Raw genomic sequence first — 17,275 nt, forward strand, 5'->3', positions numbered from 1 at the left:
GGGCGGACGGCAGCGCACGACCGCACGGATCAAGGCGGTCGCGAAAAGGGCGAGCAGAAGGAAGGAAGTGAAGTGAAGAAAGGGAACGGAGGGACGCGGGCGCCCGGCGTCAGAGCCGGAAGAGGGCGTGCGTCAGCAGCTGGGGCGACAGCTCATCGCCGTCACACGGCGCAGGTCGATGTGCCTGCGCGAAACGAGGTATCCAGCCATGCGGGCACTATGCGTGGTGATCGTCGGCGGAGTCAAATCCTCCGCCGACGCCACGGCCTCACAGTTCGCGGATGACGCGCCTGGTCAGCGCGTACCCGAACGCGCCCGTCAGGCACAGTCCGGTCGTCGCGAACACCCCGCGGGCCCCGAAGGCGTCCACGGCCGCACCGGCCGCGATCACCGAGAGCGGGAAGACCCCCAGCGCGCAGAAGGTGATCGCCGCCATGACCCGGGCCAGCAGCGCGGGCGGGGTGCCGCGCTGCACGCCGGTGACGACCAGGACGTTGGTCACGGTGCTGGCGCCGCCAGCCAGGAAGAGCAGCAGCACGGCGCCGACCAGGCCGGTGAACGGCACCAGGCCGATCGCCGCACCCATCACCAGGCCGGAGAGCATCGCCGTACGGCCGCGCGAGCGCAGCTCGGTGAGGCCGGCCGCGAAGAGGCCGCCGACCAGCGCGCCGCCGGTGAAGGCGGCCAGCAGCAGGCCGAGTCCGACGGCGCCGGCGCCGAAGCCGTGGGTGGCCAGGGTCGGCAGGGCGACCCGGGTGGCGCCGCCCACCGTCAGATTGGCGATCACCGTCACCGTCAGCACCGCGCGCAGCAGCGGCGACTCCCGCAGCAGGGTACGGAAGTTCCGTGGTACGGATGCGCGTTCGGAGATCGGGCCGGGCGCGGCGACCGGGCTGCCGCGACCGATCAGCAGCAGCGTCGCCGCCGACACGGCGAAGGTCGCCGCGTCCAGGCCCAGTGCGGCGGCCGGGTCCAGCCAGGCGACCAGCGGGCCGGCCAGCGCCGGACCGAGCAGACCGGCGCCGAAGGTGACCGTGCTGTTCAGCGCGTTGCCCGCGTGCAGGTCCGCAGCGGGCAGCAGGGTCGGGGTGATCGCCCAGGCGGCCGGCAGGAACACCCCGGCGCCGAGGCCGACCAGCAGTGCCAGCCCGCCGATCAGCCGGAAGTCCGCCGCCCCGGCGGCAGCGGCCGCGCACAGGCCGGCGGTGGCGAGCAGCCGGCCGAGGTCGGCGGCCAGCATCACCCGCCGGGCGCCGAAGCGGTCGGCGAGCATCCCGCCGAGCGGGGTGGCGGCCAGCCGGCCCGCGCCGTAGGCGGCGACCACCAGGCTCAGTTGGCGGGCGCCGCCGCCGAGGGAGTAGACCAGCAGCGGCAGGGCGACCACCTGGAACGCGTTGCCGAACTCCGAGGTGGCCTGCCCGATCACCAGCAGCCGGAAGCCGCGGGCGCGCAGCGGCGCCAGGCCGAACCGGGGGCGGAACCGCAACGGCCCTGCGGCGCGGGCGGGTTCGGTGCCGCCAGGGCTCGTACGGCCGCCCGGTTTCACCTGGCTGCTCGCCTCCGCGCCGCCGTGCCCGTCGCTGCCGCTCGTACCGGAGCCGGTGCTGCTAGCCATCGAGCGACACCGGCAGCGACTCCAGGCCGCGCAGCATGATGGTGTTGCGCCAGGGCAGGGTCTCCTCCGCGGCCGCCAGCTCGATCCGGGTGAAGCGCGAGAGCAGCCCGGTGAGCGCGACCTCGCTCTCCAGTCGGCCGAGGAAGGAGCCGAGGCAGCGGTGCAGGCCCTGTCCGAAGGCCAGGTGGCCGGGATCGCCCCGGTCCAGGATCAGCCGGTCGGGGTCGGTGAAGCGGGCCGGGTCCCGGTTGGCCGCGCCGAGCGAGAGCAGCACCAGTTCGTCCGCCGGGATCTCGACGTCGTCGACCATCACATCGGCGTTGGTGAACCTCAACGTGGCCATGCTGACCGGGGATTCGTAGCGGAGGAACTCGTCGACGGCGACCGGCATCGACGCCGGGTCGGCGCGCAGCCGGGCGAGCTGGTCGGGGTGGTGGAGCAGCGCCAGGGTGGCGGTGCCGAGCAGGTTGACGGTGGTCTCGTGGCCGCCGATCAGCAGCAGGAAGACCATCGAGAACACCTCCCGCTCGGTGAGTTTGCCGACGTCCCGGGCCTGCACCAGGTCGGTGAGGATGTCGGCCTTCGGCGACGCCCGCCGGGCTGCCATCAACTCCCGCAGGTAGTCGTTCAGTTCTTCGGTCGCCTGGGCGAAGGTCAGGTCGCCGCCCTGGGTGAGGATCGCCGTCGACCAGGTGCGGAAGGCCTGCATGTCCTCCGGGGGGAAGCCGAGCAGCTCGCAGATGATCATGATGGGCAGCGGGAAGGCGAAGTCCGTGATCAGGTCGGCGGTGCCCCGCCCGCGCAGCCCGTCCAGCAGGCCGTCGGCGGTGCGCTCGACCAGCGGCCGCATCTCGTCGACCCGTCGGCGGGTGAAGACGCCCTGGATCAGGCGGCGCAGCCGGGTGTGGTCCGGCGGGTCGCTGTTGAGCATGTGGACGACCTCGGAACCGAGCGTCAGCCCGGCGCCGCGCCCGCTCGCGATGGCCTGGCTGCGGCGGACGTCCTGCCCGAAGCGCGGATCCGTCAACGCGGCCCGGACGTCCTGGTAGCGGGTCACCAGGTAGACCGGCAGCCCCTCGCCGAACTCCACGACGGAGACCGCGCCGGCCTCGCGGATCCGGGCGAGCGTGGGGTAGGGGTCGCGGATGAAGGCGGCCATCCGGGCTGCGGCGTCGTCGTCGACCGCGGTGGTCATGGATCTCTCTCCTCGGGCTCGGAACTCGTGCGGGCCGGTCGGCCGGACAGCTGGGCGGCTGGGCGGCCGGGTAGTGGCGAAGGCCGTCAGACCGTCAGCGACGGGAACGGCCAGCGGCGCACCTGCATCGGCAGGAACCAGGCGCGGCCCGCCTGTTCGGCGATCAGACCGGCCTCCGCGAAGTCCCGGCGGACGACGTCCGGCAGCAGGTCGACCTCGACGCCCTCGGACAGCGCCTCCAGCTGCGCCAGGTGGCCCGGCTCGTCGATGGTGAACAGCTCCAGCGTCCCGAACCGGCGGTCCCGCACCTCGACGAAGCCGGGGCCGCGCCGGAGCACGCACTTGCTCGGGAAGTAGGTGGCGCGCCAGTCGGCGAGCACGCCCTGTACGCCGTCGCCGGTCAACTGCTCGGGCGGGTACAGGTGGTGGAACCGGCGCTGCGCCGCGCAGCCGTCCGGGCAGACCGCCTGCCAGAGCACGGCCAGCCCCTGTCCGGTCGCCTCGCGCAGCAGCATCAGCGCCCGGGCGGAGGCCGCCGACGTGTCCGCGCACAACCGCACCGGCTCGGTCAGCCGCAGGCAGCGGACCCCGGCCCGGTGCAGTCCGGTGACCTCGGCCTGCGCCGGGCCGGTCAGGGTGCGGCGGCCGAGCGCGAAGCCCGGCAACTCCCGTACGGCGGGGTCGTAGTCGAGCCAGAGCTCGACCTCCGGCGCGGCCTCGCGCCAGGCGGCGGCGCCACCACCGTACAGCCCGGTCCGTTCAGCCGATCGCGACGGCATCGGGCACCTCCTCGCTGCGGGTACCGGTACGGGCAGGGGTGTCGGGGCCGACGGCGGTGTCGGGTCCGTGCCGGTGCCGCATCCGCATCAGCACCTGGTTGTCGGACTCGACGGCGACCTGGAGGTAGCCGTCGCCGTCGTGGAACAGCAGGCCCAGCGCGGTGAAGCGCTCCAGCACCGGCTCGACCGCCGCCGCGCCGCCGGGGACCTTGGCGGCCAGCGCGGCGGCCGACCGGGGCCGGTCGAGCAGCCGGAAGACGGCGAGCTCCACCGGATCGGTCAGCTCGACCGCCCGCCAGTCGTACCCGGGGCGGGTGTTGACGAGCACGATCCGTGCGCCAGCGTCCCGGTAGCTGAGCCGGCTGTCGGGGAACCGCGCGAGCCAGGTGTCCACCGCCGCGCCCAGCCGCTCCGCGAGGTCGCCGCCGATCCCTCGCGGCGGCGCGCTGAACACGTAGGCCAGTTCGTTGAGTTCACTCTCCGGGAGGCGGTAGGTCGCGCGGTACTGGGGGGCCGGCCGGGTGATCGCGAAGCCCAGCTCGGGGCGGTCGAAGTACGGACTGAACCGCTCGATGGCGATCCGACCCGCCCCGGTCGGCGGGTCGAGGTGGTGCAGCACCGGCAGTTGGCGGATCACCGACTCGTAGTCGTCCGGCTGTTCGCCCGGGAAGCCGTAGAGGTAGTTCCAGGTCACCGAGACCCCGGCGCTCTGCGCGTCCCGCAGCGCGCGGACGTTCTGGCAGCCGGTCACCCCCTTGTCCATGATCCGCAGGACCCGGGTGCTCAGGTTCTCGATGCCGGGCTGCACCTGGGCCGCGCCCGAGTCGCCGAGCAGCTGGAACTGGTGGCGGCGCAGGTTGGCCTTGATCTCGAAGTGCAGCCGCAGGTCGACCGGGAGCTCGGCCAGCGACTTGAGGACGGTGTCGAAGTAGCCCATGTCCAGGATGTTGTCGACCACGTAGACGTCCAGCAGCTGGTGGCGTTCGGCGAGGGTGAGCACCTCGGCGAGGAAGTCGGCCGGCGGCTTGGAGCGGAACGCCATCGAGGACCCGTTGAGCCCGCAGAAGGTGCAGTGGTGCTTCTCGCCCCACCAGCAGCCGCGGGAACCTTCGAGGACCAGCTTGGGGTCGACCCAGCCGGCCGCGACGGAGGCGTCGAGCCGCTCGAAGAAGCCGTCGTAGCGCGGCGTCAGGATCGCGGCGGGCGGCAGCGGCCGCTCGGCCATCGGGTTGGCCGTCGACCTCCCGGCGGCGTCGCGCCAGCACAGGCCGGGGACGGTGGCGGGGTCGTCGCCCGCCAGCAGCGCCGGGAAGGCGGCCTCGCCCTCGCCGCGCACCACGTAGTCCAGGAAGGGGAAGTTGCGGTGCAGCGCGGCGCCCTGCGGGCCGTCGCAGTTCGCGCCGCCGAAGACCGTGCGCACCTGCGGGCAGCGCTGCTTGAGCAGTTTCGCGGCGGCGAGGCTGGCCGTGTTCTGCTGGAAGGTGGTGGTGAAGCCGACCAGGTCCGGTGGGTCGGCGGCGAGTTCGTCGACCAGCCGGGCGATGAACGCGGGGGCGAGGGCCCGGACGGACCGGGTCAGGGCGATCTCCTGCGGGCTCGCACCGGCGGCGGCCAGGTACGCGAAGTAGTCGGCGGACCCGTCGTGGCTGTCGGTACGGTCGTCGGGGGCGTCGTCGCCGTACAGCGCGCCGGCGAAGGCCCAGTCGCCCGCGCCCTGGAAGTACGACTTCTCGGAGAAGTACTGGTAGTCGTCCACGCCGAAGCCGGCCGCCCCGGCGGCCCAGTCCACGAAGTCCAGGTTGGCGTACCGCACTTCGGTCGCGTGCCCGGCCCGGTCGGCGGCCGTGTGCAGGATCCCGAGGGCCAGCGAGGGCACGTCGATCGCACCCCAGGGCATGTGCAGCAGGACGATACGCATGGTGGCCACTTCTGTCGGTCGAGGTCGGCGGTCAGGGTGGGCGGTCGCGGTCGGTCGGCGGGGTGTGGGTGGGGGGGGGCCCCCCGGGGGCCCCCGCCCCCCGGGGGGGGGGCCGTCGGGGTTCCCCCACCCGGAGGCTCCCGTGACCGACCGCCCCGCCCTCTTCCGTACCGCCCTCTTCCGCACCGCCCACGACCTCACCCCCGAGGAGATCGCCACCCTCACCGTGCTCCTGCTCCAGCAGAGAGCCACCCGCGCCGCGGCGGCCGCCGCCACGCCCACCCGCCGCACCGTCCGCTGGCACGACGTCTCGCTCCGCCCACCGGTGCCGACCACCTCCTGGCAGATCGTCGCCTGACACCCAACGGCCCCCGGCGTCGCCGCCGGGGGCCGTGGCCGTCCCCTTCCGTCCGCCCCGCCCCGCCTCACCCGATCAGATCCAAGGAGCCCGCCAAGTGCCCGGTCCCGATGAGGTCGTAGCCCCCGGCCAGCACCAGGAACAGCACCGCCGCCACGGCCAGCACCGTGTAGTGCAGCCGACCGAACACCCCCCACCAGCCCCGCACCCAGGCGAGGACCGCGCAGAGCACCGTCAGCAGGGTCAGCCCCAGGGCCCCGAGGTACATCGCCGGCACCACCGTCAGCAGCGGCGAATCCCCCAGGAACAGCGTCTGGTTGAGGGCGTTGGAGTCGGAGGTCAGCAGCGCGATGCACCCGGTCGCCACGACCAGCAGCAGTCCCGTCACCCACCCCAGCAGCCGGGCCACCGGCGCCCCGGCCCGCCCCTTGCCCCGCACCGACCGCACCACCGCGGCGACCAGCCACCCGATCACCGTGAGCCCCAGCACCACCAGGCTCCCGAGCGCCACCCGCTGGTGCAGCTCCGGGGCCTGGTACCAGGCCAGCGGCTGGTACGCGACGGTCGGGTCGCCGTCCGTCAGCATCGAGACCACGTCCCCGTCGCCGTTCAGCTCGAAGGCGATCCGGGCGCTCCCGCCCACCTGCTGGAAGAGGCCCGGTTCCACCTGCTGCCACCGGGTCTCGCCCGCCTGAGGGTCCCGGACGACCGGCCCGCTCACGACGAGCTCCGCGCCCCGCGCCGCCACGTGCACGGAGCCCATCAGTGCCGACGCCCTGGTCAGGTTGGACTGGCTGACCCGGGTCGACCGGTAGTCGCCGGTGAACTTCCCCAGGTCCCCGCCCACCACCGCCGGGGCGGCGGCGGCCGGAGCCGGGTAGAACCGGTCCACGAAGGCGTTGAGCACCTGCTGCGTCGCCCACCCGCCGGTGGAGTCCTCGCCGTCCCCGTTGACGGTCACGTACAGCCCGACCCCCCGCTCCGGCAGCAGCGCCAGGTTGCTGTGGAAGCCGGGCACGTCGCCGTCCTTGACCAGCAGCTGCTGCCCGTTGCGGTTGCGCTGTTCGAGCAGGTAGGCCATCCCGGGCATCCGCTGGTCGGGCCCGAAGTGGCGGGCGAGCAGCTGCGCGGTGCCGTCCCGGTCCAGGACCGGACGGCCTTCCAGGGAGCCGCCGTTCAGCAGGGCCGACATCAGCCGCCCCATGTCGGTGACGGTGGTGACGGCGGCCGCGCCGGTCGGGGTGAGCGGCCCGTACAGCCCCTCGGTCTCGGTCTGGCCGTCGCCCTCGGGCCGGTAGCCGTGGGCGAGTTCGGCGTCGACGGCGGCCGGGTGGGGCTGGGTGAAGGTGGTGCGCTCCATCCCGAGCGGCTGCAGCACGTGCTGCGCGACGTACTGGTCGAAGGGCTGTCCGGAGACCACCTCGACCAGGTAGCCGGCCAGTGCGACGCCGTAGTTGTCGTACGCGGCGACCACCCCCGGCGCCCGGACCCGGTCCGGCTGGTGGGCGGCCAGCGCGTCGCCGAGGCTCCCGACGTGCTGCGGCCCGGCCTGGGCCAGCCCCATGAAGGTGTCGTCGAAGCCGCCGGTGTGGGTGAGCAGGTTCTCGACGGTGACCGGGTGTCCCGGGTAGCTGTCCCTGACCTTGAACGTGCTCAGGTAGGTGTCGACGTCCGCGTGCAGGTCCAACTTCCCGGCCCGGACCTGCTGGAGGACGGCGACGGCGGTGAACACCTTGGCGTCGGAGCCCGTGAAGAACGCGGTCCGGTCGGGGTCGACGGCCTTGTCCCCGGGCACGTCGGAGACACCGTAGCCGCCGGCGAAGACCTGCCGGCCGCCGGCCACCACGCTGACCGCCGCGCCGGGGATCCGGTGCTCGGCGAGCAGCTTCGGCACGATCTCGTCGAAGAGCCGCTTCACCGATCCGGGGTCAGGTGGTGCCGAGCCGCCGGCCGCCGCCGAACTCCCGCTGCCCGCCGTCGCGGTGGCCGCGTGGGCCCGGTCCGGCGTGAGCCCGTACAGGAACAGGCCGATCGCCGCGAGCACCAGGACCAGTCGCACCCAACCCCGCCGGGCCAGCGGCCGGTTCGCCTCGCCACGTCGCACGCTCATAATGAACTCCCGTTCGATACAAGTGATTTACGGAAGCTCCGGCGCCCTTGCGGCGGGTCGCTCCCCGACACCCGCAACACTAGGCCGGGCACCGTTTCCGGGACATGGCCTCTGGGCGTCGATCGGGGGGTGTACCCAGGTACCACCAACAGGGGTCCAGGGCCCAGTGATCGGAGCGGCGGCGGACGGCAATCTGGATGTCGTCAGCAAGCAACGGGTAGGGATACCGGCCGCGAGGCCGTCACGGAAAGGGCCGAGCGGTCATGACCAGCAGCATCACCACGGGAGTTGTGAACAACGTGCAGAACACCGACACCACGGGCGGCCGCAGCCGGCGCAACCCGCTCGGCATGCTGGGCAACGCCGTCCGGTCCCTGCTGCGGGGCCCCGCGCTGGCCGCGTTCGCCGTGCCGCAGCTGCTGCTGCTCACCGCCGCCACGGTCACCGCCTCGCTGATGGGCCTCGCGGTCGGCGCGCTGCTGGTGCCGCCCACGCTCCTCGCGGTCCGCGGCCTGGCCGGCCTGCGGCGCCGGCTCGCCGCCCGCTGGACCGGCGTCGAGATCCGTGACCCCTACCAGCCGCTGCCGGAGGCCGCACCCGGCCTCCAGGGGGCCTGGAAGCGCTGCCAGGCGATGCTGGCGGACCAGGCCACCTGGCGCGACCTGCTCTGGCTGGTGGTCGACCCGGTGATCGGCTTCACGGTGGCGCTGTTCCCGCTCCTGGTGGTCGCCTACGGCGTCTTCGGCCTGGTGCTGCCGCAGGTCTGGCAGTCGATCGCCGACAACGGCGGCAACACCTGGTACCTGTGGATCCACGTCACCGACTCGGGTGCCGCCGGCACCGCCGCCCTGTTCGGCGTCCCGGTGATGCTGGCCGGCCTGGCGATCGCCCCGGCCGCGCTGCGCGGCCACACCGCGCTCGCCAAGGCGCTGCTGGGCCCGACCGCCCGGGCCGAGGCGCTGGCCGCCGAGCGCAAGGTCGCCCACCTCACCGAGACCCGGCGCGACGCGCTGACCACCCAGGCCGCCGAACTGCGCCGGATCGAGCGGGACCTGCACGACGGTGCGCAGGCCCGGCTGGTGGCCATGGGCATGAACCTGGGCGTCGCCGAGCGGCTGGTCGAGCGTGACCCGGAGGCCGCCAAGCAGCTGCTCGCCGAGACCCGCCAGGCCTCCGCCTCCGCCCTGAACGAGCTGCGCGACCTGGTCCGCGGCATCCACCCGCCGGTGCTGGCCGACCGCGGCCTGGCCGACGCCGTCCGGGCCCTGGGCATGGACAGCCCGCTGAACGTGACGGTCTCCGCCGAACTGCCCGGCCGCCCCGAGGCCCCGGTCGAGTCCGCCGTCTACTTCGCGGTCTCCGAGGCGCTCACCAACGCCGCCAAGCACTCCGGCGCGAGCCAGGTCGACGTCCAACTCTGGTACGAGAACGGCACCCTGAAGGCCCAGATCACGGACGACGGCACCGGCGGCGCCGACCCCTCCCGCGGCACCGGCCTGCGCGGCCTGGAGCGCCGGCTTGCTACCTTCGACGGAGTCCTGGCCGTCCGCAGCCCGCTCGGCGGCCCCACGACCCTGACGATGGAGCTGCCGTGCGAGTTGTACTCGCGGAGGACCTCTTCCTCCTGAGGGACGGCCTGGTCCGGATGCTGCAGGCCTACGACTTCGAGGTCGTGGCCGCGGTGGACACCGGACCGGACCTGTTGCAGGCCCTCCTCACCGAACGGCCGGACGTGGCAGTCGTCGACGTACGACTGCCCCCGACGTTCACCGACGAGGGCCTGCAGGCGGCTCTGGAAGCGCGCCGGCAGATCCCCGGTCTGCCGGTGCTCGTGCTTTCCCAGTACGTGGAGCAGCTCTACGCCAAGGAGTTGCTCGCCGACGGCACCGGCGCGATCGGCTACCTGCTCAAGGACCGGGTCTTCGACCCCGACGAGTTCGTGGCGACGGTCCACCGGGTGGCGGCGGGCGGCACCGCGCTGGACCCGCAGGTGATCGCGATGCTGGTCAACAACACCGGCCGCAGCAAGCCGCTGGAACGCCTGACGCCGCGTGAGCGCGAAGTCCTGGAGCTCATGGCGGAGGGGCGCTCGAACGGGGCCATCGCCGAGCGGATGGTGATCACCGAGCGGGCCGTGAAGAAGCACACCGCGAACATCTTCCTCAAGCTCGACCTGCCGCCCTCCGAGGAGGACCACCGCCGGGTGCTGGCCGTCCTGGCCTTCCTCCAGGTCGCTCCCTGACCCACGTCGGCAGGGCTCGGCGACCCCCTCAGGCCCGGCGTCCGGTGTGCACCGTCATCGCCGACAGGTAGAACGCGTCCGGCCGCCGCAGGATCCCGGTCGGCGCGTCCTCGTCGATCAGCGCCTCCAGGGTCGCCCGGTCCCGCGGGTCGATCGCCTCGGCCAACTGGTCGTGGCGCCGGACCAGCTGGGTGTGCAGGTACTCGCGGAACGGGCGGGCCAGCGGCGCCGGGTGGTCGACCAGGAAGGTCCGGGTGCCGCTGGGCTCCAGTCCGGCCCGCCGGAGCATGGCCGGCCAGTCCTCGACCTCCTCGGTGGCGTCGGGCAGTTCGGCCCGCATGGCGGCGAAGCCGTCCTCGTGGGCGGCGTCCAGCCGGGCCTGGAAGCCGGGCCGGCCGAGGCCGAAGTCGCGGGGCAGGAAGCGCGGCGGCAGGCCGCTCTCCGCGACGGCGAGCAGGCCGCCGGGGCGCAGCCGGCCGGCCAGCGCGGTGAGCGCGGCCTGCTGGTCGCCGAGGTGGTGGATCGCGTTGCCGGACCAGATCAGGTCGGCCTCGCCGAGCTTGTCGAACTCGGCCGGCAGGTCGGCCTGTTGGATGCCGAGCCGGCCGCCGGAGCGGGTCCGGGCGCGCTCCAGCAGGGCGGCCGACCGGTCGACGGCGACCACCTCGGCGGCCGGGAGGACCGCCGCGAGCTGCTGGGCGATCACCCCGGGCCCGGCGCCGACGTCGAGGACCCGGCGGACCGTACCGTCCCCGGCGAGGCCGGACAGCCACTGCCCGGCCGCGGTGACGGCGTCGGCCCGCAGCTCGGCCTCCCGCTCCAGGTGTGCCGCGAGCGCGTCCCAGTCGAGGTCGGCGGCCGGCACCTGCCCGTGGCCGTGCTGGTGCTGGTGCCCGTGCTGGTGCTGACCGTGCTGGTGTGCGGACATGGTGGTGCCTCTCCGGTGGTGGGTGCGTGGGTGCGTGGGTGCGTGGGTGGATCGGTCGGTCGGTCGCTGGTAGCTTCCCCGCTCAGACCGGCAGGGCCGGCCCGGACGCGCGGCACAGGGCGACCGCCCGTCCGATCTCCTCGTCCACCAGGTCGTGGTCGAGGGCGAAGGCGGCGGCCGCGCCCGCCCCGGCGGCGACGACCACCTGGGCGCGCGGGTCGGCGACGTTGCCGACGGCCCAGACGCCGGGGACGCTGGTGCGGCCGGTCCGGTCGGTGGTGACCCAGCCGTCGTCGTCCCGGGCGCAGTCCAGTCCGAGGAGCAGCGCGTCCCGGGGCACCGGCCGGGGGGCGACGAAGACGGCCTCGCGGGTGACCACCCGCCCGGTGTCGAGTTCGACGCCGCGCAGCCGCCCGTCGTCGGCGACCACCCGGACGATCCGGCCCTCGACGACCCGGACGCCGCGCGCCGCGAGCCGTTCCCGTTCGGCGGCGGTGGGTTCCAGGGTGTGGGCGAGCAGCACCACGTCGTCCGACCACTGCCGCAGCAGCAGCGCCTGGTTGACGGCCCCCGGGCCGGTGCCGAGCACCCCGAGCGGGCGGTCGCGGACCTCCCAGCCGTGGCAGTACGGGCAGTGCAGGACGTCCCGGCCCCAGCGTTCGGCGAGGCCGGGCAGGTCGGGCAGGCCGTCCCGCAGCCCGGTGGCGACGACGAGCCGGCGCGCGTGCAGCACCGGTCCGCCGGCCAGTCGGGCCACGAAGCCGGGTTCGGCCGGTCCGGCCCGCTCGACGTGTTCGACCCGGCCGTCGATCAGGTGTACCCCGTACCGGGCGACCTCCTCGCGGCCGACCGCGAGCAGCGCGGCCGGGGGCATGCCCTCCCGGCTGAGGAAGCCGTGCATGTGGGCGGCGGGGGCGTTGCGCGGTTCACCCGCGTCCACCACCGCGACCCGGCGCCGGGCCCGGCCCAGCACCAGGGCGGCGTTCAGTCCCGCCGCGCCGGCGCCGACCACCACCGCGTCGTAGCCCTCCGCCGTGCCGTTCGCGCCGTTCTTCCCGGTCGTCGTCTTCTCGGTCATCGTCGCTCACCTCCACCGCCAGGCTGCGACCGACCATCCCGTATCGGCAAGCTTTGTTGCCGCCTCAGCAAACACTTCCCGGTCCTCCCCGCCCCCGCTCACGCCCCGGTCCGCCGCCAGTACGAGCGGGTGGCCACCGCCAGCGCCACCCCGTACCCGGCGAAGGCGCCCATCCCGACCCACCCGATCTGCATCGCCTGCTCCGGCGTCCCCAGCGCGCCCACCCGCATCCCGGTCACCCCGGCGGCGCACAGCGACAGGTAGCCGATCCCGAGCAGCCCGTACGGCGCCAGCGTGGCCGCGCCGATCAGCGCCGGGGTGAGCGGCAGCCAGCGCGGTACGGGCCGACCGCGCAGCGGCAGGGTCCAGCGCGGGAACACCTGCCCCCACGGCCGCACCAGCCCCCACAGCAGGAACACCCCGAGCGCCGCCAGCAGCACGGTGCCGTCCAGCCCCCGGCGCTCCAGGGCCAGCCAGAGCCCGGAGGAGCCGTTGCGCACGTAGTCGGCGTACATCCGGTCGCCGCTGATCCCCGCGAAGCTGCCGCCGAAGGCCCAGACCAGCTTCATCACCACGTACGGCACGAAGGCCAAGGTCCCCGCCCAGGCCGCGAGTTGGACGGTGGCCGGGGCCGCCGAGGGCGCCGCCCGGAAGGCCGTCCGCGCCGCGACCGGCCCCCGGGCCCGCGCGGTGCCCGCCAACAGCAGCGCCCCGGCCGCCGCCAGCACCTTGTGCACCGCGTCCGGGACGCTGTCCACGGCCTGCCCGAACAGCAGCGTCACCACGTCCATCAGCAGGCTCCAGGACGCCACCGCGGCCAGCCCGCACAGCAGCCACAACCCCCCGGTCAGCCCCCGCCCCGGTCGCCCCCGGGCCGCCGCCCACCCGGCCCCGACCGCCACCGCCCCGACCCCGGCCACCGCCCACCCGACCCAGCCGGCCCCCCACAGCGCCGTCCCGCTCGACCCGCAGCCCGCCCCGAACCCCGCGTACCCGAGGCCCCAGCCGACCACCGCCCGACCGTCCCGCACCCACTCCCCGATCACCATGGCCCCAGGCTCACCCACCCGCCCCGACCCCGGCCTCCCCCGACGTGACCATCCCCCTCCCCCCACCGGGGGATCCCCTCGCCCCCGAGCCACCGGCCCCACCGGCCCCGGCGGCCCGGGCGCCGGGCCACCGGAGCCACCCGCGCGCTACCCCCGCGGCGCGGCGAAGCAGTGCACGTCGACCGTGCGGCCGGAGGCCCAGCGCTGTTCGCCGCTGCCGAGCAGGGTCCAGCCGAGGCGCCGGTAGAGGGCCAGGGCGGCGGTGTCGGTGGCGAGCACGTCGAGCACGGGGTGCAGGCCGAGGGTCCGGGCGTGCACCACGGCGTGGGCGAGCAGCCCGGTGCCGGCCCCGCGGCCGCGGGCGGCCGGGGCGACGTACAGGCGGCCGATCAGGGCGGTGAGTTCCGGTCTGCCGCCGGTGCGCAGGCTCCACAGCCCGGGGGCGAGGTCGCCGGGGCCGCTGCGGACCAGGCCGACGTGGCCGACGATCCGGCCGTCCGCCTCGGCGACCCAGGCGGCCAGCAGGCCGTCCGGGCTGAGCCAGGCGGCGGGCCGCTCGGGCCACTCGGCGGGGTAGCCGTCGATGGTGTGGACGTCGCCCAGGGCCCGTACGCAGTCGGCGAGATCGGCGGCGCGGCGTCGTCGGACGCCCACCCCCGCACCGGTCTGCCGAGGTCCGGACGCGACGACATTGGCGCGTTCTTCAAGGTCAGCCATGCCGGTACGTTACCGGCCGGCCCTCACCGCCGCAGCAGGTCGACCACCCCGGTGAGGTCCTCGGCGCCGCTGCCGAGCGCCAACCGGTGTTCCATCAAACGGAAGTACGGGGCCAGCAGTTCGACGCTCACCCCCTGTTCCTCGGCGGTGCGCAGCAGCGTCCCCCGGCCCGCGACCTGCATCGCCAGGTTGGAGACCACGCCGGTGGTGAGGTCCCCGCTCTCCAGCTGCGCCGCCGTCCGTTCGACCGATCCGGCCATCGCGGTGAGCCAGTCCCGCAGCAGCGGCGCGAGGTCACCCGGCGCCACCGCCTCGCCCCGGACCAGCGCGAAGGCGTGGGCGACCCCGGCGAACATCCCGTACATCGCGCTGAGCAGCGCCACGTCGTGCAGCGCCGCGTACCCGGCGTCCGCACCCACGTACCGGGCCCCCGCCGGCACGCCCAACGCCTCCCGGTGCTCCTCGAAGAGTTCGGCCGAACCGCTGTAGAACACGTACGCCCCGGCCGCCGGGACGCCGATCATCGGCGGCACGGCCATGATCCCGCCGTCCAGGTAGCGGGCCCCGCGCGCCTCGGCCCAGGCCGCCCGGGCGCGGGCCTGCCCCGGGGTGCTGGTGACCAGGTCGACCAGGTCCTTCCCGGCCAGCTCCACCCCCTCCAACGCCTGCTCCACCGAGTCGTCGTCGAGCAGGCAGACCACCACCAGCCGCCCGGCCGCGACGGCCTCACCGACGGTGGCCGCCACCACGGCGCCCTCGGCGGCGAGCGGTGCGGCGCGGGCGGCGGTGCGGTTCCAGACCGTGAGCGGGTGCCCGGCGGCGAGCCAGGCGCGGGCCAGCGCGGTGCCCATCGCGCCGAGGCCGAGCAGGGTGACGTGGGTCTTGGGTGAGGTCTCAACTGTCTTCTGTGCCATGCCGATCAGCCTCGTCCCCGCCCCACCCGTGATCAAGTACGCACTTCGGAGTGGGTGGTTACCCTGGGGTGAGCGACGAGGTCGGAAGGGGTGGGCATGGCGACCGTGCCGAGGCCGGGGGCGCACGTCTGCGGGATCGACGCCGCGATGGACGTGATCGGCGGCAAGTGGAAGGTGCTGATCCTCTGGGCCCTCGGCGAGCGCCCGCACTGCCGCTTCGGCGAGCTGCGCCGGCTGGTGCCGGGGATCACCGAGAAGGTGCTGGCCGCCCACCTGCGCGAACTGGAGGCGGACGGCATCGTGCGCCGGGAGGCCTACGACGAGGTGCCGCCCCGGGTCGAGTACGCGCTGACCGACGCCGGGCGGCGCCTGAACGCGGCCCTGGCCCCGCTGGGCGCCTGGGGCCGGGACCACGTCCTGAACCGGTGACTCAGTGCTCCTCCGCCACCAGGTGGTCGACGCAGGCCGCGATCGCGAGCAGCAGCCCGGTGTCCGCCCCGTCGGCGACCTCCACCCCGTAGGTGTCGCGGACCCGGAACCACTTGCGGGAGATCCGGGCGAGCCGGTCGCCGTGCTGGTTCTCGACCCGGTAGTCCTTGTCGATCAGGTCGCCGTGGATCCTGAGCTCACCACCGCCGGCCAGCTCCACCAGGTACTTGTCGCGGAACGGCGTGAACAGCTTCTCCCTGACGGTCGCGACGACCTCGCCCTCGGCGTCCTCGATCTTCATCGCGTCCCGGACGGTGAGCATCTTCTCCTTCACCACCGCGACCACGTGCCCGTGCGCGTCCTTGAGCTCGAAGGTGTGCCGCAGCCTCAGCACCTTGCCGTCCACCAGGTAGGCCTTGTGCCCCCGGTCGTCCTCGATCCAGTAGTCGTCGCCGACCGCGAACAGCTTCTCCCTGACCAGGTACCGCACGTGGGCCTCCTCCGTCGTCCGACTCGAACCACCCATTCGACCTTCCCCCGCGCCCACCGGAAAGGACGCCGCGCCGAGGCCGCCACCCCCACCCGCTTGAATACCGCCATGCTGATCACCACCCTCCACAGCGAGCGCCTCGACCTCCTCCCCCTCGCCCCCGAGCACGCCGACGACCTCGCCGCCGCCCTCGCCGACCCGGCCCTGCACACCTTCACCGGCGGCAGCCCGGCCACCCCCGCGCAGTGGCGCGCCCGCTGCACCCGGCTCGCCGCCGGCTCCCCGGACCCGGCCGAGATCTGGGGCAACTGGGTCCTCCGTCTCCGCACCGACGACGCCCTGACCGGCTACGTCCAGGCCACCGTCCACCCCGCGGCCGCCGAGGCCGAACTCGCCTGGGTGGTCGGCACCCCCTGGCAGGGCCGCGGCCTGGCCACCGAGGCCGCCCGCGCCCTGCTCGCCCACCTCACCGCCGCCGGCATCACCACCGCCGTCGCCCACGTCCACCCCGACCACCACGCCTCCGCCCGCATCGCCCGCACCCTCGGCCTGCACCCCACCCCGCACACCGTGGACGGCGAAATCCGCTGGCAGGCCGATCTTCCGCACCCGTAGCATCCGAGCAACCCCGCCCCCGCCCGGCAGCCCCAGGAGCACCCCGTGTCCGTCGACGCCGACCTCCACCTGCGCTGGCCCGACGGCCTCGCCCCCACCACCGGCGAACTGGCCACCCTGCTCGGCCTCCGGTACGGGACGGACGGCGGCCCCTGGGGCGAGGCCACCGCCCCGGACGGCCGCAGCACCATGCGGGTCCGCATCTCCACCGACCCCGCCGACCTCCCCGGCCCCCGCCCCGGCCAAGCCACCGAGCACCGCTACGACCACTGCCTGCTGCTCACCCCCGCCCGCCGCGAGCCGTACCCCCTGGACACCTACGCGGTACTCCGCGCCCACGCCCGCGAGACCATCGCCCTGCTCCGCCGCCACGGCCTGATCGAGGCCGCCTTCGGCATCGACTCCCCCGGCGCCGACGACTACTGGACAGCCGCCCGCACCCTGCTCGGCCCGGAGCCCACGAACGTCGACCTGACCCTCTGCTGGGGCACCGAAACCCCCACCCAGCACACCACCCGCTACACCGGCCGCCGGATCACCCCCGACCAGCTCGACGCCTTCGCCGACCAGCTCACCCACCCCGGCGAACAACTCGACCTCACCCTCCGCCTCGGCCCCCACCTCCTCCGCCACCAGACCGCCACCCAACCCCCCACCGACCTCCGCCTCCTCCCCTGACCCCCACCAACCACCCCCTCCACCACCCACCCCGCACCCACCCCACCCACAGCACCCCCTCATCACCCCCTCACCCGACCAAGGCGAGAGGGACGCGCTGCGGGAGGGGGCGGTGGAGGGGGTGGGTGCGGAGAGCGGCGTAACGGGTGATTTTCAGACC

Annotated in this window: 17 protein-coding genes; 6 read left to right on the forward strand and 11 right to left on the reverse strand. The window is 74.5% G+C overall.

The genetic code is table 11. The features are described from left to right. Positions 1-268: 268 nt before the first annotated feature. The 4 genes from ACFV8H_RS31880 to ACFV8H_RS31895 all read right to left on the reverse strand — a co-directional run bounded on the left by ACFV8H_RS31880 (position 269) and on the right by ACFV8H_RS31895 (position 5,507). The gene (locus ACFV8H_RS31880) at positions 269-1,615 is read right to left on the reverse strand and encodes an MFS transporter (protein WP_380406932.1); all 1,347 of its coding nucleotides are present in this window, start codon (positions 1,613-1,615) and stop codon (positions 269-271) included. Beyond that, positions 1,608-2,810, reverse strand: a complete 1,203-nt coding sequence (locus tag ACFV8H_RS31885; RefSeq protein WP_380406934.1) for a cytochrome P450 — start codon at positions 2,808-2,810, stop codon at positions 1,608-1,610. The genes ACFV8H_RS31880 and ACFV8H_RS31885 overlap by 8 nt, the downstream gene beginning before the upstream one ends. Positions 2,811-2,896: 86 nt before the next feature. Next, the gene (locus ACFV8H_RS31890; RefSeq protein ID WP_380406936.1) at positions 2,897-3,589 is read right to left on the reverse strand and encodes a DUF5825 family protein; all 693 of its coding nucleotides are present in this window, start codon (positions 3,587-3,589) and stop codon (positions 2,897-2,899) included. Beyond that, positions 3,570-5,507, reverse strand: coding sequence for a RiPP maturation radical SAM C-methyltransferase (locus ACFV8H_RS31895; protein ID WP_380406938.1), 1,938 nt, complete (start codon positions 5,505-5,507; stop codon positions 3,570-3,572). Before ACFV8H_RS31895 ends, ACFV8H_RS31890 begins: the two co-directional genes overlap by 20 nt. Before the next feature lie 142 nt (positions 5,508-5,649). Between ACFV8H_RS31895 and ACFV8H_RS31900 the strand changes: the two genes are divergently transcribed. After that, entirely contained in the window at positions 5,650-5,865 is a 216-nt protein-coding gene (locus tag ACFV8H_RS31900) for an acyl-CoA carboxylase epsilon subunit (RefSeq protein WP_380406940.1), read from the forward strand. 67 nt (positions 5,866-5,932) lie between these two features. Here ACFV8H_RS31900 and ACFV8H_RS31905 read toward each other — a convergent pair whose 3' ends face one another. Continuing rightward, complete coding sequence (locus ACFV8H_RS31905) at positions 5,933-7,975, reverse strand: serine hydrolase domain-containing protein (protein ID WP_380406942.1); 2,043 nt, start codon at positions 7,973-7,975, stop codon at positions 5,933-5,935. Between the two features lie 263 nt (positions 7,976-8,238). On the opposite strand from ACFV8H_RS31905, the gene ACFV8H_RS31910 reads away from it, so the two are divergent. Together ACFV8H_RS31910 and ACFV8H_RS31915 are read left to right on the forward strand one after the other, a co-directional pair. Next, on the forward strand, positions 8,239-9,603 hold the full coding sequence (locus ACFV8H_RS31910) for a sensor histidine kinase (RefSeq protein WP_380406944.1): 1,365 nt from the start codon (positions 8,239-8,241) through the stop codon (positions 9,601-9,603). Continuing rightward, the gene (locus ACFV8H_RS31915) at positions 9,567-10,217 is read left to right on the forward strand and encodes a LuxR C-terminal-related transcriptional regulator (RefSeq protein WP_375895613.1); all 651 of its coding nucleotides are present in this window, start codon (positions 9,567-9,569) and stop codon (positions 10,215-10,217) included. The genes ACFV8H_RS31910 and ACFV8H_RS31915 overlap by 37 nt, the downstream gene beginning before the upstream one ends. A 28-nt stretch (positions 10,218-10,245) precedes the next feature. Here ACFV8H_RS31915 and ACFV8H_RS31920 read toward each other — a convergent pair whose 3' ends face one another. The 5 genes from ACFV8H_RS31920 to ACFV8H_RS31940 form a co-directional block, all read right to left on the reverse strand. After that, entirely contained in the window at positions 10,246-11,145 is a 900-nt protein-coding gene (locus ACFV8H_RS31920; protein ID WP_380406946.1) for a class I SAM-dependent methyltransferase, read from the reverse strand. Between the two features lie 82 nt (positions 11,146-11,227). Continuing rightward, positions 11,228-12,223, reverse strand: a complete 996-nt coding sequence (locus ACFV8H_RS31925; protein ID WP_380406947.1) for an NAD(P)/FAD-dependent oxidoreductase — start codon at positions 12,221-12,223, stop codon at positions 11,228-11,230. Between the two features lie 98 nt (positions 12,224-12,321). Continuing rightward, positions 12,322-13,272: a hypothetical protein gene (locus ACFV8H_RS31930; RefSeq protein ID WP_380406949.1), complete on the reverse strand. Its 951-nt coding sequence runs from the start codon at positions 13,270-13,272 to the stop codon at positions 12,322-12,324. Positions 13,273-13,419: 147 nt separating this feature from the next. Further along, positions 13,420-13,989, reverse strand: a complete 570-nt coding sequence (locus tag ACFV8H_RS31935) for a GNAT family N-acetyltransferase (protein WP_375895598.1) — start codon at positions 13,987-13,989, stop codon at positions 13,420-13,422. Positions 13,990-14,012: 23 nt separating this feature from the next. Further along, positions 14,013-14,903 (reverse strand): NAD(P)-dependent oxidoreductase, encoded by an 891-nt coding sequence (locus ACFV8H_RS31940; protein ID WP_380406950.1) that lies wholly within the window; start codon positions 14,901-14,903, stop codon positions 14,013-14,015. 96 nt (positions 14,904-14,999) lie between these two features. On the opposite strand from ACFV8H_RS31940, the gene ACFV8H_RS31945 reads away from it, so the two are divergent. Continuing rightward, positions 15,000-15,332 carry a winged helix-turn-helix transcriptional regulator gene (locus tag ACFV8H_RS31945; protein ID WP_380406952.1) on the forward strand — a complete coding sequence of 111 codons (333 nt, stop codon included), beginning with the start codon at positions 15,000-15,002 and terminating at the stop codon, positions 15,330-15,332. A 1-nt stretch (position 15,333) separates the two neighbouring features. Here ACFV8H_RS31945 and ACFV8H_RS31950 read toward each other — a convergent pair whose 3' ends face one another. Beyond that, positions 15,334-15,822 carry an LURP-one-related/scramblase family protein gene (locus tag ACFV8H_RS31950; protein ID WP_380406954.1) on the reverse strand — a complete coding sequence of 163 codons (489 nt, stop codon included), beginning with the start codon at positions 15,820-15,822 and terminating at the stop codon, positions 15,334-15,336. Positions 15,823-15,930: 108 nt separating this feature from the next. Between ACFV8H_RS31950 and ACFV8H_RS31955 the strand changes: the two genes are divergently transcribed. Next, positions 15,931-16,437: a GNAT family N-acetyltransferase gene (locus tag ACFV8H_RS31955; RefSeq protein ID WP_380406956.1), complete on the forward strand. Its 507-nt coding sequence runs from the start codon at positions 15,931-15,933 to the stop codon at positions 16,435-16,437. Positions 16,438-16,482: 45 nt separating this feature from the next. Beyond that, complete coding sequence (locus ACFV8H_RS31960) at positions 16,483-17,115, forward strand: hypothetical protein (protein WP_380406958.1); 633 nt, start codon at positions 16,483-16,485, stop codon at positions 17,113-17,115. The last annotated feature ends 160 nt before the right edge of the window (positions 17,116-17,275 follow it).

Source organism: Kitasatospora sp. NPDC059827 (genome assembly GCF_042731675.1).
Lineage (GTDB): Bacteria > Actinomycetota > Actinomycetes > Streptomycetales > Streptomycetaceae > Kitasatospora.